12 protein-coding genes are annotated in these 15082 nt (G+C 73.0%); 6 read left to right on the top strand and 6 right to left on the bottom strand.

The features are described from left to right. On the bottom strand, nt 1-895 hold an 895-nt coding region (locus tag Q6969_RS06510), incomplete at its 3' end, for a ferritin-like domain-containing protein (RefSeq protein ID WP_317229708.1). 199 nt (nt 896-1094) lie between these two features. Between Q6969_RS06510 and Q6969_RS06505 the strand changes: the two genes are divergently transcribed. The 3 genes from Q6969_RS06505 (at nt 1095) to Q6969_RS06495 (ending at nt 6138) form a co-directional block, all read left to right on the top strand. Next, nucleotides 1095-2195: a spore photoproduct lyase family protein gene (locus tag Q6969_RS06505; protein WP_317229707.1), complete on the top strand. Its 1101-nt coding sequence runs from the start codon at nt 1095-1097 to the stop codon at nt 2193-2195. A gap of 264 nt (nt 2196-2459) precedes the next feature. Further along, nucleotides 2460-4154, top strand: a complete 1695-nt coding sequence (locus Q6969_RS06500; RefSeq protein WP_094114817.1) for a ribonuclease J — start codon at nt 2460-2462, stop codon at nt 4152-4154. A gap of 181 nt (nt 4155-4335) precedes the next feature. Then, nucleotides 4336-6138 (top strand): BCCT family transporter, encoded by a 1803-nt coding sequence (locus tag Q6969_RS06495; RefSeq protein WP_317229706.1) that lies wholly within the window; start codon nt 4336-4338, stop codon nt 6136-6138. 143 nt (nt 6139-6281) lie between these two features. Here Q6969_RS06495 and Q6969_RS06490 read toward each other — a convergent pair whose 3' ends face one another. Continuing rightward, nucleotides 6282-6581: a YrhK family protein gene (locus tag Q6969_RS06490; protein ID WP_317229705.1), complete on the bottom strand. Its 300-nt coding sequence runs from the start codon at nt 6579-6581 to the stop codon at nt 6282-6284. A 128-nt stretch (nt 6582-6709) separates the two neighbouring features. Here Q6969_RS06490 and Q6969_RS06485 point away from each other — a divergent pair, with 128 nt between their 5' ends. Continuing rightward, nucleotides 6710-7360, top strand: a complete 651-nt coding sequence (locus tag Q6969_RS06485) for a maleylpyruvate isomerase family mycothiol-dependent enzyme (RefSeq protein WP_317229704.1) — start codon at nt 6710-6712, stop codon at nt 7358-7360. A 136-nt stretch (nt 7361-7496) separates the two neighbouring features. Here the strand turns inward: Q6969_RS06485 and Q6969_RS06480 are convergent, their stop codons facing one another. After that, nucleotides 7497-8039 (bottom strand): hypothetical protein, encoded by a 543-nt coding sequence (locus Q6969_RS06480; RefSeq protein WP_094114819.1) that lies wholly within the window; start codon nt 8037-8039, stop codon nt 7497-7499. Nucleotides 8040-8301: 262 nt separating this feature from the next. Here Q6969_RS06480 and Q6969_RS06475 point away from each other — a divergent pair, with 262 nt between their 5' ends. Continuing rightward, nucleotides 8302-8694, top strand: a complete 393-nt coding sequence (locus Q6969_RS06475; protein WP_317229703.1) for a hypothetical protein — start codon at nt 8302-8304, stop codon at nt 8692-8694. 111 nt (nt 8695-8805) lie between these two features. On the opposite strand, the gene Q6969_RS06470 is transcribed toward Q6969_RS06475, so the two are convergent. The 3 genes from Q6969_RS06470 to Q6969_RS06460 all read right to left on the bottom strand — a co-directional run bounded on the left by Q6969_RS06470 (nt 8806) and on the right by Q6969_RS06460 (nt 14156). After that, on the bottom strand, nt 8806-12006 hold the full coding sequence (locus Q6969_RS06470) for a glycoside hydrolase family 38 C-terminal domain-containing protein (protein WP_317229702.1): 3201 nt from the start codon (nt 12004-12006) through the stop codon (nt 8806-8808). Nucleotides 12007-12069: 63 nt separating this feature from the next. After that, entirely contained in the window at nt 12070-13413 is a 1344-nt protein-coding gene (locus tag Q6969_RS06465; protein ID WP_317229701.1) for a 6-phospho-beta-glucosidase, read from the bottom strand. Beyond that, nucleotides 13410-14156, bottom strand: a complete 747-nt coding sequence (locus tag Q6969_RS06460; RefSeq protein WP_258071837.1) for a DeoR/GlpR family DNA-binding transcription regulator — start codon at nt 14154-14156, stop codon at nt 13410-13412. The genes Q6969_RS06465 and Q6969_RS06460 overlap by 4 nt, the downstream gene beginning before the upstream one ends. A gap of 201 nt (nt 14157-14357) precedes the next feature. Here Q6969_RS06460 and Q6969_RS06455 point away from each other — a divergent pair. Further along, a partial coding sequence (locus Q6969_RS06455) for a PfkB family carbohydrate kinase (protein ID WP_317229700.1) occupies nt 14358-15082 on the top strand: 725 nt, incomplete at its 3' end.

The following is a 15082-nucleotide window of genomic DNA, read 5'->3' as shown; positions in this document are numbered from 1 at the left end:
AGAACCCGCCCTTCGTCACGGCCTTGTTGTTCAGGTACACGATGTTGAGCACCTGGCCGGGCGAGCGGCTGAACGCGATGCCGTTGGCGTCCGTCGGCACGAGGTTCGCGCCGCCGGAGACCGTGACACCCTGGTCGAGGTCCGTCGGGCCGTCGAGCGAGTCGCGCGCGTTCGAGATCGCGTTCGCGGGCTCCGCGAGGCCGCGGGCGAACAGCTGCGTGCGGATGATGCCCGCGTGGTACGCCTCGACCGCGAGGATGCCGGCGGCCGCCTCGAGGTACGCCTTGTTCGTGATGAGCGGCGCGGCGCCCTTGTACGCGGTCACTCCGACGTCCTCGAAGATGAACGAGGCCAGCAGGAAGTTCTCCTGGTTGGCGAACGCGTCGAACTTCTCGCCCGGCTTGATCAGCCCGGACGCGGCGGCGGCGGCGGAGAACGCGGCGTCGAGGTCGATCGCGGGACGCGCGACCTTCGCCGAGCCGAGGGCGGCGCGGAGGAACTTGACGTGCGCCTTCTCGTCCTGGGCGATCTCGTAGGCGTACTGGCGGATCGCGTAGTCCTTGAACTGGACCGCGCGGCCGCCCGTGACGCCGCCGGGGGTGCCGACGCCGGAGATGTCGTTCGGGACCAGGCCGTTGCCGGTGACGGCGCGGAGGTAGAACTCGGCCTCGAGGTACTCGAGGTTCAGGGCGAAGTTGAGGACGGCGGCGTCCGTGACGGCGCCCGCGTCGGCCTCGGCCTGCGCATCCGCGGCCTGGGCGCCCGTGGCGGGGATGAGGGCGGCGGCACCGACGCCGAGCCCGGCGACGCCCGCTGCGCTGAAGAAGCGGCGACGGTCCAGCGGCGACTGCGCGCTCCTGTCGATGGCCTGGGTGATGAACTTCCTGTCGAACATGTGCACGCTCCGAGGAGGTCGGCGGTGCGCATGGCTCGTCCATGGGCATCCGTGCGCCTCACGATCCGCTGACATCCGTGCGGGCACAACGGATCGGGGGACGGAGGACGCTGGGATTCGCCCGCGGGATACCGGGATCCGGGTCCAGGCCCCTCGACCGGGGGTGGGCGGTGTCGGGGGTCCCCGGTAGGAAGAAGAGGTGACCACGCCCGCGCCCGCCGCGCCCGCCGCCGCCCGGCCGCGGCGTCCGCTGCTCGACATCACGCGCATCTACGCGGAGCCCGCCGCCCTCGAGCTGCCGCGCGGGCAGGAGATCGTGGCGGCCTGGCCCGACGCGACCATCGTGGAGGTCGCCTCCCACTGGGCCATCCCCGAGGTCCACGGCGACGAGGCGAACGTCGCCCGCTGGGTGCGCATCAAGACGGAGGCGCTCGTCGTGGGCGTGAAGAAGTCGCTCGTCACGCGGCCCAACGGGCGGAGCGCGGACTTCATCGCGCCGTCCACGGCGAACGGCTGCGCCATGGCGTGCGCCTACTGCTACGTGCCCCGGCGGAAGGGCTACAGCAACCCCATCACCGTGTTCGCGAACATCGAGCAGATCCGCCGCCACGTCGCCCGGCACATCGCGAGGCAGGGCCCCAAGGCCGAGGCGAACCAGTGCGACCCGGACGCGTGGGTCTACGACATCGGCGAGAACAGCGACTGCTCGGCCGACGCGCGGGTGAGCCCGAACGTCCGCGACCTCGTGGAGCTGTTCCGCATGTCGCCCACCGCCAAGGCGTCGTTCGCCACCAAGCACGTCAACCGCGACCTGCTCGACTGGGACCCGATGGGACGCACGCGCGTGCGCTTCTCCCTCATGCCCGAGTCCATCGCCCGCATCACCGACATCCGCACGTCGTCCATCGCGGAGCGCATCGCCGCGATCGACGACTTCGTGGCGGCCGGGTACGAGGTGCACCTCAACCTCTCGCCCGTCATCCTCACGCCGGGCTGGCGCGCCGAGTGGGAGCAGCTCCTCCGCACGCTCGACGACACGCTGGCCCCCGCCACCAAGGCCCAGCTGGCGGCGGAGGTCATCATGCTCACGCACAACGAGCAGCTCCACGAGGTGAACATGGGCTGGCACCCGAAGGCGGAGGAGCTCATCTGGCAGCCGGGCCTCCAGGAGCGGAAGGTGTCGGAGAACGGCGCCGTCAACGTCCGGTACCGCCGCGGGCTCAAGGGCGACGCGGTCGCCGAGTTCACGGCGCTGGTGCGGCGCATCATGCCGTACTGCCGCATCCGGTACGCGTTCTAGGGGCGCGCGACGCCCCGGATCCCGTGTCGGTACGCGCACGGGTCCCGGGCCTGGGACACTGGTAGCCACAGCTCCGGTCGCTGACGCGCTCACGCCGATGCCGCCCTGCCCCTCGGACGCGCTCCTGCGCTCGGCGGCACGCGGCCTCATCGCGGGCGAGCGCCGCGACCCGGACCATGCCGTCACCCGGCGGCGCACCCGCGCGGGACCAGCCCGCGCCCACGACATCACCCGCACGACCACATGACGCACGAGAAAGGCACCATGCCTCCCACCAACCACGCCCTCGACTTCGCCAAGCCCGGCCGCCTGCCCCGCGGCGGCCTGCGGGTGACGCCCCTCGGCGGCCTCGGCGACGTCGGCCGCAACATGACGCTCTTCGAGTTCGACGGCGAGCTGCTCATCGTCGACTGCGGCGTCCTCTTCCCCGAGGAGAGCCAGCCCGGCATCAACGTGATCCTCCCCGACTTCAGCACCCTGCGCGGCCGCCTGGACAAGATCACCGGCATCGTCCTCACGCACGGCCACGAGGACCACATCGGCGGCGTCCCCTACCTCCTGCAGGAGCGTCCCGACATCCCGCTCATCGGCGCGCGCCTCACGCTCGCGTTCATCAGCGCGAAGCTCGAGGAGCACAAGATCACGCCCGTCACGCGCCAGGTGCGCGAGGGCGACCGCATCACCATGGGCAAGTTCGACCTCGAGTTCGTGGCGGTCAACCACTCCATCCCGGACGGCCTCGCGGTCGCGATCCGCACCGGCGCCGGCATGGTGCTGCACACGGGCGACTTCAAGATGGACCAGTTCCCCATGGACCGCCGCCTCACCGACCTCGGCGCGTTCGCCCGCCTCGGCGAGGAGGGCGTCGACCTCTTCCTCACCGACTCCACCAACGCGGAGGTCCCCGGCTTCACGACCGCGGAGAAGGACATCGCGCCCGCCATCGAGCAGGTGTTCCGCACCGCGCCGAAGCGCATCGTCGTCTCCAGCTTCGCGAGCCACGTGCACCGCATCCAGCAGGTGCTCGACTCCGCGCAGGAGCACGGCCGCAAGGTGTCGTTCGTCGGCCGCTCCATGGTGCGCAACATGAAGATCGCGTCCGACCTCGGGTACCTCCGCATCCCCAAGGGCCTCGTCATCGACCTCAAGGCGCTGAACAAGCTGCCGGACGACAAGGTCACGCTCATCTGCACCGGCTCGCAGGGCGAGCCCATGGCGGCGCTGTCGCGCATGGCCCGGCGCGAGCACATCATCGAGGTCGGCGAGGGCGACACGATCCTCCTCGCCAGCTCCCTCATCCCCGGCAACGAGAACGCCATCTACGGCGTCATCAACGGGCTCATCCGCTGGGGCGCCGACGTCGTCCACAAGGGCAACGCGAAGGTGCACGTCTCCGGCCACGCCAGCGCCGGCGAGCTCGTGTACTGCTACAACATCGTCAAGCCCCGCAACGTCCTCCCCGTGCACGGCGAGTGGCGCCACCTCGTCGCCAACGGCGCCCTCGCGGAGAGCACCGGCGTGAAGAAGGACAACGTGCACATCATCGAGGACGGCGTGAGCGTCGACCTCGTCAACGGCCGCGCCGCCATCTCCGGCCGCGTGCCCGCGCCGTACGTGTTCGTCGACGGCATGACCATCGGCGTCGCCACCGAGGAGGCCCTGGAGGAGCGCCGCACGCTGGCGGCCGAGGGCCACATCACGGTGCTCGGCATCTTCGACGAGGACGAACAGAAGCTCATCCACCCGGCCGAGCTCATCACGCGCGGCTTCGTGGAGCACGCCGGCTGGATCCCCGAGGCCGAGGCCGCGATCGCCGCGGCGCTCCGCAACGCGACCGCGAAGCGCAAGCTCGACGGCCCCGCCGCCGAGCGCGCCATCTCCGAGGGCCTGCTCCGCTGGCTCCAGCGCCGCCACCGCCGCACGCCGGTCGTGACGGTCATCGTCGTCGACGCCGACTAGGAGCCGGACGCGGCACGACCACGGCGGGGTGCCCTCGGGCGCCCCGCCGTCGCCGTCCCCGTGCGCCCCGGCCGGGCCGGATGCGCGCCGGATCCGCGGCCGGGATTCGCAGCCGGGATTCGCGGCCGGGATTCGCGGCCGGGATTCGCGGCCGGGACCGGCCGGCGGGCACCATGGGAGCATGACCGGCCCCGATCCCACCCCGTCCACCGACCGCGCGACCCGCGTCGAGGCGAGCGCGTCGCCGAGCACCGCACCGCGCGTCAAAAGGTGGGTCTTCTGGCCCGCGGCGGGGATCGTGCTGACCTTCGTGGCCTTCACCCTGATCGCGCCGAGCGCCGCCGAGTCGATGTTCTCGACCCTCCAGAGCGGCATCGTCAACAACTTCAGCTGGTACTACGTGCTGGCCGCCGCCTTCTTCATCGGCTTCTCGATCTTCGTGGGCTTCAGCCGCTTCGGGCGCATCAAGCTCGGCAAGGACACCGACGAGCCCGAGTTCTCCACGGGGTCGTGGTTCTCGCTGCTCTTCGCCGCGGGGATGGGCATCGGGCTCGTGTTCTACGGCGTCTCGGAGCCCCTCAGCCACTTCGCCTCGCCCCGCCCGGGCGTCAGCGGGACCGAGAGCCAGCTCGCGCAGCAGGCGATGACGCAGACGTTCCTGCACTGGGGCCTGCACGCGTGGGCGATCTACGTCGTCCTCGGGCTCGCGCTCGCCTACGCCATCCACCGACGCGGGCGGCCCGTGTCGATCCGCTGGGCCCTCGAGCCGCTGCTCGGCGACCGCGTCCGCGGCGGGTGGGGGAACCTCATCGACGTCCTCGCCCTCGTGGGCACGCTGTTCGGCGTCGCCACCTCCCTCGGGCTGGGCGTGATCCAGATCGGCGCGGGGCTCGAGAGCGCCGGGCTCGCCGAGAGCAGCGCCGTCAGCCAGATCGCGATCATCGGCGTCATCACCGCGGTGACGATCTTCTCGCTCGTCACCGGCGTGACGAAGGGCATGAAGATCCTGTCGAACTTCAACCTCGTGCTCGCGGCGGCGCTGCTCCTGTTCGTGCTCATCGTCGGGCCGACGCAGTTCCTCCTCCGCGACTTCGTGCAGTCCATCGGCGCGTACCTGCAGAACGTCGTCGGGCTGTCCTTCAACGTCACGGCGCAGCAGGGCGCGGCGGGCGAGGCCTGGCAGGGCTCGTGGACCACGTTCTACTGGGGCTGGTGGATGTCGTGGGCCCCCTTCGTCGGCATCTTCATCGCCCGCATCTCGAAGGGCCGCACGGTGCGCCAGTTCGTCTCCGGCGTGCTGCTGGTCCCGACGGCGCTCACCTTCCTGTGGTTCGCCGTGCTCGGCGGCGCCGCCATCCACCAGCAGACCGACGGCGCCGGCGGGCTCATCGGCGCCGACGGCAGCGTCGACATCGAGGGCTCGCTGTTCACGCTCCTCGGCGGCCTCCCCGCGGGCACCGTCCTCACCTTCGGCGCGATCCTCCTCATCGGCGTGTTCTTCGTCACGTCGTCCGACTCCGGCTCGCTCGTCATGGCGATGATCGCGTCCGGCGGCGACATCGAGCCGAAGAACTGGCTGCGGGTGTTCTTCGCGATCCTGACGGCCCTCCTCGCCGTCGCGCTCCTGCTCACCGGCGGCCTCGACGCCCTGAAGACCGCCGCGATCACGACGGCCCTCCCGTTCAGCGTGGTCCTGCTGCTGACGTGCTGGTCGACCGCCATCGCCTTCACCCGGGAGCGCCGCGCCTACGACAAGGCGGAGCGCGACGTGCTGCTCGAGCGCGTGGGCGCCTACTACGGGCTCGAGGTGGACGTCCCGGCCGAGCGCCGGCCCCGGGGCATCGCCCGCCCGTGGGAGGCACTGCGGCGACGCCCGAGGGCGGCGGACGCCGCCGTCGTGGGCGACGCGGCCGCGTCCGATCCCGCCTCGGGGACCGCGGGCGCTCCGACGACGGGCGACGTCGACGAGGCCGGCCGGGGCTGAGCGGACGCGGACGGCCGGTCGCCCGGCGGCCGGCCGTTCCGCCGCAGCACGGCAGCCATCGCGGCCGTGTCACGCGACGGCATGCCGGTGCCGGTGCCGGCGGCGGCGGATCGGACCGGCCGGGTCCCGGCAGTCGTCGGTCGTCAGTAGTCGCGCCCCGTGTCCCCCGGCGCCCCGTCCCCGATGCGGGTGAGGTGCACCCGGCGTCGGAGGCGGATGAGCGGACGGACCAGCAGCTGGACGCTGCCGGCGAGGAACAGCCAGGTACCCGCCGTGGTGGTGGACTCGGAGAGGAACAGGACGCTCCCGACCACGAACCAGACGGCGACCATGACGTCGTTGACGATGCTGGCGACCTCGTACTTGTGGCGTATCACGAGCTCGTCGGGACCGATCGTCAGCGTCAGCGTGCGGCCGTCCTCGGGATCCTCGCGTGGGGTCATCCTCCGATGCAACCACGGAGCACGTGGTCGAAGCGGACGGCAGGGGCGGTGCCGGCCTGCGACGGAGGTCGCGGAGCCCGCGCCGACGGGGGCGTGCGCCCCGCGCTCCCGCGTGCTTCAGTGGGCCCATGGCCTCTGGGGAGCGGATGTCGGTGTGGCCGGCGGTGCACGACGAGCGGCGCGCCCTGCACCGGGACCTCGCGGGGGTGCCTCCGGACCTGTGGTCGCGGCCGTCCCCGTGCCCGGGGTGGGACGTCCATGACGTCGTCGCGCACCTGATCGACTCCGCGCGGACGACCCGGTGGGGCTTCGCCCGGCGGATGGTGGTGGCGCGACTCGACTTCGACCGCGACAACGCGGCAGGCGTCGCGCGCGAGCGGCGGGCGGACCCCGCGCAGACGCTGGCCGCGTTCGCGCGGATCGTCACGGAGACGCGGACGCCGCCGGCGGCACCGGCGACCCGGCTCGTCGAGGCGGTCGTCCACGGGGAGGACGTGCGGCGACCGCTCGGGCTCGTGCGCGAGTACCCCGTCGAGGCCGTCCTCCCGGCGCTCCGGCACCAGCTCCGCACCTCCGTCGCGATGGGCGGCGGTCGGCAGCTCGCGGCCGGCTTCCGCGTGGTCGCCCTCGACGCCGACCTCGTCTCCGGCACGGGCCCGGAGCTGCGCGGCACGGCCCTGGCGCTCCTGCTCGCCGTGTCCGGGCGCCCGGTCGGACCCGACGAGCTGTCGGGCCCTGCGGCGTCCGCGTTCCGGCAGCGGGGCTCCGGCCGGGTCTGATCCGGACGGATCCGCTCCGGGCCGCCCTGGTCCGGCCTGCTCGGACGATCCGGGCCACCCGGACGACGACGACGGCGGCGCGCCCAGGGCACCCCGCCGTCGTCGTCGCACCGCGGATCCGTGTCCGCGCCGGGCGTCAGCCCTTGAAGCGGTCGATCCAGCCGGCGACCGGACGCTGCTGCTCGCCCTGCTGGGCGGCGAGCACGACGAGCACGGCGGTCGCCGCGGGGATGATCCACTGCAGCGCCTTCTGCTTCCGCTGCGCCGCCTCGAGCTCCTTCGAGACGCCGGCGCCGGGCTCGGTGGTGCCCGCGGGGGCCTCGTCCGAGTGCTTCGCCATCTTCGCGCCGACGAGCGCCGAGTAGAGCGTCGTGCCGGCGGCCGCGATGGTGAGCACGGCCTTCACGTTCGTGTTGCTGCGCGCCTCGCCCTGGCCCGCGAGGCGGCCCTTGTTGGCGTAGATGAGGCCGAGGCCGCCGATGGCGTGCGTGGCGAGCGCGCCGAGCTGCACCGGCGCCCACTTCGCCCAGCCGATCGAGGAGAGGCGGAGCCGCTCCTGCGGCTGCTTCGCCGCGGCCGCAGCGCCGTTCAGGCCGACCGCGCCCATGAGGGAACCGCCGAACCAGGCCGCGAGGCCGAGGTCGTGCATGCTCCGGATCACCGTGTTGCGTTCTGACATCGTCGTTCTCCTAGTCGTCGTCGATGGGCCGGCCCGCGGGTCGGCCGGATGTCCCGTGCGTGGGACGCTACGCCCGGGAACGCGCAGTGTGTGGGCCGATGCCGGATGCCCAGGTGGCGTCCGGCGGGGCGCCCGGAGGCGTCACCTCAACGTCAGCTGGGAGTCCCGCGACTGCACCTTGGCGCTCCTCGCGGTCCCCGGTTCGGTGGGACATGGAGCCCGTCGAGCGACGGGCCCGCGAGCGGTCGAGGGGATGCGTGCCATGGGCAAGGCGTGGATGGTGATGGTCGCGGCGGTGCTCGGCGGCCACGGGTTCGTGGGGCTGTTCATCGAGGGGTCGCACCTCCTCGGGATCCTCAACGTCGACCTCTTCGTCGACGTCCTCTACCTCCTGAGCGCGGGCGTGCTGCTGTTCGCGGGCACCCGCCAGCTCCGCCCCCTGCCGATCCGCGCGACGCTGGCGGCATTCGGCGGCCTCTTCACGCTGATGGGCGTGCTCAGCATCGTCGACAACGAGCTCGGCGGCCTCACGCCCACCGGCTTCACGATCGTCGACGACTTCCTCTTCTTCGGCATCGGGCTGTCGGGCCTGGCGCTCGCGGCGACCCCCAGCTCCGTCGAGCCGCTGACGACCGGCGGCCGGGCGCTCAACTAGCGGCGTCCGATCCGCGCCGTCCGACTCGCGGCGCGCGACCCGCACGACCGACGAGGGCGCGACCCGGCCGGAGCCAGGGCGCGCCCTCGTGTCGTCGTCCGCGGTCGCGGATCAGCCCCGGTGGATCCGCACGGTGACCACCTGGAACGGCCGCAGCGCGATGCGCACCCCGGCGGCGTCCGCGTCCGGCTCGAACGCGATCGAGCGCGGGAAGCCCTCGCCGAGGGGGCGCTCCAGCACGTCGACCTCCGTGAGGCGGTCGGCGTCGAGGTGCGCCTCGAGGCGCGTGACGGCGCGCGCGCCGGTGGACTCGTAGAGCCGCACGATGACGTCGCCGGACCCGTCGTCGGCGAGCTTCAGCGCCTCGATCCGCACCGTGCCGCCGTGCACGGAGACGAGCCCCGACGCGGTCGGCAGCGAGGACGGGACGGCACCGGCGGACGCGGACGCGGGCGCGACGGCCGACGCGGGCGCGGTGCCGGCCGGTGCCGCGGTGGCGTCGCCCGGGTGCACCACGCGCACGGGCAGGTTCTGCTCGAGCCCCGCGTCCGCGGCGCCCTCGATGCCCACGCCGGGCACGAGCGCGTACTCGAAGCGGTGGTGGCCGATGTCCTGCGTCGGGTCGGGGGAGCGCGCCGCGCGGACCAGGCTGATGCGCATCTCGGTCTCGACCTCGCCCGAGGCGCCGACCGTGCGCGTCACGTCGTGCCCGTAGCTGCCGGCGTTGGTGAGCGCGACGCCGTAGCCCGGCTCCTCCACGTGCAGGTACCGGTGCGCCATCACCTCGAAGCGCGCCTCGTCCCACGAGGTGTTCGTGTGGGTGGGGCGGCGGACGTGCCCGAACTGGATCTCGGCGCTGTGGTGCTGCGCGTGGATCGTCAGCGGGAACGTGACCTTGAGGAGCTTCTCGTCCTCGAGCCAGTCGAGGTCGGCCATGGCGTGGATGCGCGCGTCGTCGGCGTGCAGCGCGACCCGCTGGACGACGCGGGAGCGCCCGAACTGCCGGACCACCTCCACGACCGCGCGGAGCGGCGAGTCCTCGACGAGCTCGACCGACGCGGCCTCGACGAGGTCGGTGCGGCTGGCGCGGTAGTGGGCGTCGACGTCCCACGCGTCCCACGCGGTGGGGATGTCCTCGTGCAGCTGCAGCAGGTTCGCGGTGCGGCCGGCGGGCACGAGCTCGCGGTCGGCGTGACGCAGGTCGAGGATCGACGTAATGAGCCCGCGGGCGTCGAGCGTGACGCGGAGCAGGCCGTTGTCGAGCACCGTGCCCGCGGCGTCGCGGGTCGTCGTGACGGGGGAGGCGGGCTCCACGGCGACGAGCGGCGCGATGCCGCTGCCGGGCACCGCGACGAGCGCGAGCGCGGATCCGTCGGGGGCCTCGACGAGCGCCGTGCGCGCATGCCCGGTGGAGTTCACCGCGAACGCGCCGGAGCCGTCGCCCTCGCCGTCCGCCACGGCCCGGGCGGTGACGCGCGCGATGGCGTCGGCGACGAGCGCGTCGAGCTCGGCGAGGCTGCGGACGTAGTCCTCCTCGTTCTCGCGGTGCACCCACGCGATGGAGGAGCCGGGGAGGATGTCGTGGAACTGCTGCAGCAGCGTCTGCTTCCACAGCCGGTCGAGCTCCGCGTACGGGTAGTCGGCGCCCGTGCGCACCGCGGCGATGGTCCACCACAGCTCGGCCTCGCGGAGGCGGTGCTCGGCCTGCCGGTTGCCGCGCTTCTCGCGGGCGTGGCTGGTGGAGGTGCCGCGGTGGAGCTCCAGGTACAGCTCGCCGACCCAGACGGGCGCGTCCGGGTACTCGGCTTCGGCCTTGCGGAAGAAGTCGTCCGGATGCTCGACGATGACCTTCGGCGAGCCCTCGAGGTCGGCCGTGCGGCGCTGGCGCTCCATCATCTCGCGGGTGGGGCCGCCGCCGCCGTCGCCGTAGCCGAAGGGAGCGAGCGACATCGTGGCCCGGCCCTTCTCGCGGAACTGCCGCACCGCGTGGTGCGTCTCCTCGGCCTCGAGGGTGGAGTTGTAGGTGTCGATGGGCGGGAAGTGCGTGAAGATCCGCGACCCGTCGATGCCCTCCCAGTAGAAGGTGTGGTGCGGGAACGTGTTCGTCTGGTTCCAGGAGAGCTTCTGCGTGAGGAACCAGTCGAGGCCCGCGAGCTTCGCGATCTGCGGGAACGACGCCGTGTAGCCGAACGAGTCGGGCAGCCACACGCCGTGCGTCTCGACGCCGAGCTCCTCCTGGAAGAAGCGCATGCCGTGGGTGAGCTGCCGGATCATCGCCTCGCCGCCCGGCAGGTTGCCGTCGGGCTCGATCCACATGGACCCGACCGGGTACCAGGTGCCGTCCGCGATGGCCTGCTGGATGCCCGCGAAGACCGTCGGGTAGTTCTCCTTCACCCACACGTACTGCTGCGCCTGCGAGCACGCGAAGCGGAAGTCGGGGTACTGCTCGGCGAGCTTCAGCACGTTGGAGAAGGTGCGCGCGGTCTTCCGCTTCGTCTCGCGGATGGGCCAGAGCCAGGCGCTGTCGATGTGGGCGTGGCCGACGCCGCTCAGCGTGTGGGCGCTCGGGACGGCGGGGCGCGACAGCACCTCGGCGAGCTCGGCGCGCGCGGCGGCCGCGGTGCCGACGATGTCGTCCATCGCGAGCACGTCGAGCGCGCGCTCGACGGCGCGCAGCACCTCGTGGCGGCGGGGCTCGGTCTCGGGCAGCTCCATCAGCAGCTGGTAGAGCACCTCCACGTCGAAGCGGAGCGCCCACACCTCGGGCTCGAACACCGCGAGCTCCGCCTGGCGGAAGCGGTAGATGGGCTCGACCGGGGCCGTCGCCTTGTCGCCGTACGGCGTGGGCACGAACTCGTTGACGAGGATGTCCGGGTTGCCCGCGGCCTCCACCAGGAAGCGCACCTGCTCTCCCCCCGCGGCCTCGTCGGCGAGGCGCACGTAGGTGTTGCGCGGGTGGATGCCCTTGACCGGCACGCCGTCCATGGTGTGCACGAGGCACTCGGCCTGGTTGCCCGGCCAGTCGCCGATGAAGCCCGGGTCGATGAGGAGCTCCACCGTGCGGCCGGCCCACTCGGCGGGCACCTCGCCCGTCACCTCGAACCACCACGTGGACCACGCACGGCCCCACGGCTGGCCGAGCTCGAACGGCGCGTACTCCTGCCGCATGGCCTCCGCGACGGGGACGGGCTCGTCGGGCGCCATCCACGCGCGGAGGGTCACGGGCGTCTTCGCGGAGTACACGGCGGGGGTGATCCGCTCGTCGAGCGCGCGGAGGATCCGCTCCTGGACGAGCTTCTGGTTCTGGTGCATGGGGGTCCTTCGGGAGGTCGGGAGGCAGGCGGGCGGGTGGCCGCGGCAGGTGGGGCCGGCGCGTCAGCGGAGGTAGGAGAGCGCCGGGAAGGCGTGCATCGCGTCCTCGAGGAGCGAGCGCGCGACCGTCACGGAGTCGACGAGCGGGTGGTGGGCGAGGGCGCGGACGGCCGCGGCGCGGGATCCGCCGAGCCCGGCCTCGATCGTCTGCCGCTCGACGTACTTGGCGTTCGTCACGAGGCCCACCCCGAAGTCGGGCAGCTCCGTGCCGGCCACCGGGTGCGCGCCCGAGGCGTCGACCACGCACGGCACCTCGACGACGGCGTCCGCGTCGAGGGCCGCGAGGGTGCCGCGGTTCCGCACGTTGAGGATGAGCCGGGCGCTCTGGTCGTACGCGATGCCGCGCATGAGCGCGATCGCGACGTCCTCGTAGCCGCCGGAGACGAGGTCGTCCTCGTCGCGGTCGCCCATGCCGGCCGACTGGCGGTTGGTGGCCATGTACGTGGTCTCGCGGTCCAGGCGCGTGCGCTCCCAGAGCGCCAGCGCGGACACGTCGTGCCGGTGCTCCAGCTGCGCGTAGAACCGGCCCTGCTGCTCCACGAGGAAGGCGCCGCGGGTCTGCGCGGCGAGCTGGTCGGCGTGCCGCACCTCGCGCCGGAAGTAGTAGTAGTGCAGGTACTCGTTGGGCACCGCGCCGAGCTCGGTGACCCACTCGGCGCCGAACAGCCGGCCCTCCTCGAAGGCGCCGATGAGGTCGGGCCGGGCCATGAGGTCCGGCAGCACGTCGCGGCCGTCGACCCGGAGCCCGCGCAGCCAGCCGAGGTGGTTGAGGCCCGCGTAGTCGATGACCACGTCGTCGCCCGTCACCCCGAGCGCGCCGAGCACGCGGCGGGCGAGTCCGATGGGGGAGTCGCAGATGCCGATGACGCGGTCGCCGAGCACGCGCGACATGGCCTCGGTGACGACGCCCGCCGGGTTCGTGAAGTTGATGACCCACGCGTCGGGGGCCTGCACGCGGATCCGCTCGGCGAGGTCCATGACCACCGGCAGCGTCCGGAGCGCGTAGGAGATGCCGCCGTAGCCGACGGTCTCCTGCCCGATGACGCCGTGCGCCATGCCGAGCCGCTCGTCGCACGAGCGCCCGGCCATGCCGCCCACGCGGATGGCCGAGAACACGAACGCGGCGCCCGCGAGCGCCTCGTCGAGGTCCGTGTGCAGCGTGACGACGGGGGCGTCGGCGTACGCCGCGGCCTGCTCGGCGAGCACGCGCGCGACGGCCGTGAGGCGCACCTCGTCGGTGTCGTAGAGGGCCACGTGCGAGACGCGCCCGGCCTCGTGGTCGCGCAGCAGCGCCGAGTAGACGAGCGGGACGCGGAAGCCGCCCCCGCCCAGGATGGTCAGCCTCATGCGACGGTCACCGATACTCCCTTGTCCGCGAGGCCCTGCGACACCCGCGCGTGCGGGGCGGCCTCGGTGATCAGCTGCGTCAGAGACGCGGTGGGGGCGACACGGCCGGCGCCGGTGCCCGGGAACTTGGAGGAGTCGGCGAGCACCGTCACCCGGTCGCTCACCTCCGCCATCGCGCGCTTGATGGGCACCTGGGCCATCGTCGTGTCGCGCAGATCGCCGTTGTCGGCGATGCCGCTCACGCCCACGAAGGCGTGGTCGGCGTGCAGCATCCGGAGGCTCTCGGCCGTGAGCGGGCCGGAGACCGAGCGGTAGACCGGATCCCAGTCGCCCGGCAGCAGGATGAGCCGCACGGCCCGGTCGTCGCGCAGCACGTCGAACGCGGCGATGCTCGCCGTGATCACCGTGAGCGGGCGTCCGCGCAGCTGCTCGGCGAGGTGCAGCGTCGTCGTGCCGATGTCGAGCACGACCGACTGGCCGTCCTGCACCTGGGCCGCGGCGGCACGGGCGATGCGCTGCTTGGCCTCGCGGTTCACCTGCTCGACCTCGGCGAAGGGCGCGTCGGCCTCCACGAGCACGGCGCCGCCGTGGGTGCGCCGGAGCGCCCCCTGCTCATCGAGGCGCGCCAGGTCGCGGCGGATGGTCGCGTCGCTCGTGCCGGCGGCCTCGGCCAGCTCGGCGACCGTCGCGCTGCGGGTGGCGCGCAGCCGGTCGAGGATCACGAACTCTCGGGCGTCTCTCATGGACTGAACATTAGCGCGCAAGATCGAGCAGAAACAATCTTGTAATAATCAAAGTCTTCCATCCATGTGCTCACATGGGCTAGAAACGTCACTACCGGTCGACGGCTCCCGCCGACCCGGTCCCGCCGGCAGCGTCGCCGTCGGCGGACCCCCACCGCTCGCCGTCCCGCACGGCGCCACCCGACGAAGCAGAGGTCCCGAGTGTCCGCAGCACCCCGCCCCGAGCGGTCCGCCGGCCTGCTGGTCGTGGGCCAGCTGTTCGCGGACGTCGTGTTCGGCGAGCTGCCGGGCGGCCCGCGGCCCGGCCACGAGATCTGGACGTCGTCGTTCGGCCACGGCCCCGGCGGCATCGCCAACTTCGCCCTCGCCGGCGCCCGCCTCGGCGTGCCGACCGCCATCGCCGCCGCCGTCGGCCGCGATCCGTTCTCCCACCTGGTCCGCGGCGCGCTCGCCGCCGAGGGCGTCGCGCTCGACCACCTCGTGACCCTCGACGACTGGGCGCTGCCCGTCACGGCCTCCCTCGGCTACGACGACGACCGGGCCCTCGTCACGGGCGGCGTCCCGTGCCCGCTCGGCTCCGACGAGCTGATCCCGGGCGACGTGCCCGCGGCCGCCGCGGCGCTCGTGCACCTGGACCCGCACCGCAGCTCCTGGATCGGCCGCGCCGCCGCCGCGGGCACCGACGTCTACGCGGACGTCGGCTGGGACCCGTCCGAGCGCTGGGACCCCGCCATCCTCGACCAGCTCGACGAGTGCCACGCCTTCCTGCCGAACGAGCTCGAGGCCGTCGCGTACACGGGCGCCGACTCCGCCGTGGGCGCCGCCCGAGCGCTCGCCGCCCGCGTGCCGCTCAGCGTCGTCACCTCCGGATCGCGCGGCGTCGTCGCCGTCGACTCGGCCCGCGGCGAGGAGGTCGTGCGCCCGCC

Origin of the sequence: Clavibacter sp. MX14-G9D (assembly GCF_032917815.1) — a bacterium.
In the GTDB taxonomy this organism is placed as follows: domain Bacteria; phylum Actinomycetota; class Actinomycetes; order Actinomycetales; family Microbacteriaceae; genus Clavibacter; species Clavibacter michiganensis_K.
This window is presented reverse-complemented; position numbering and strand designations above follow the sequence as displayed.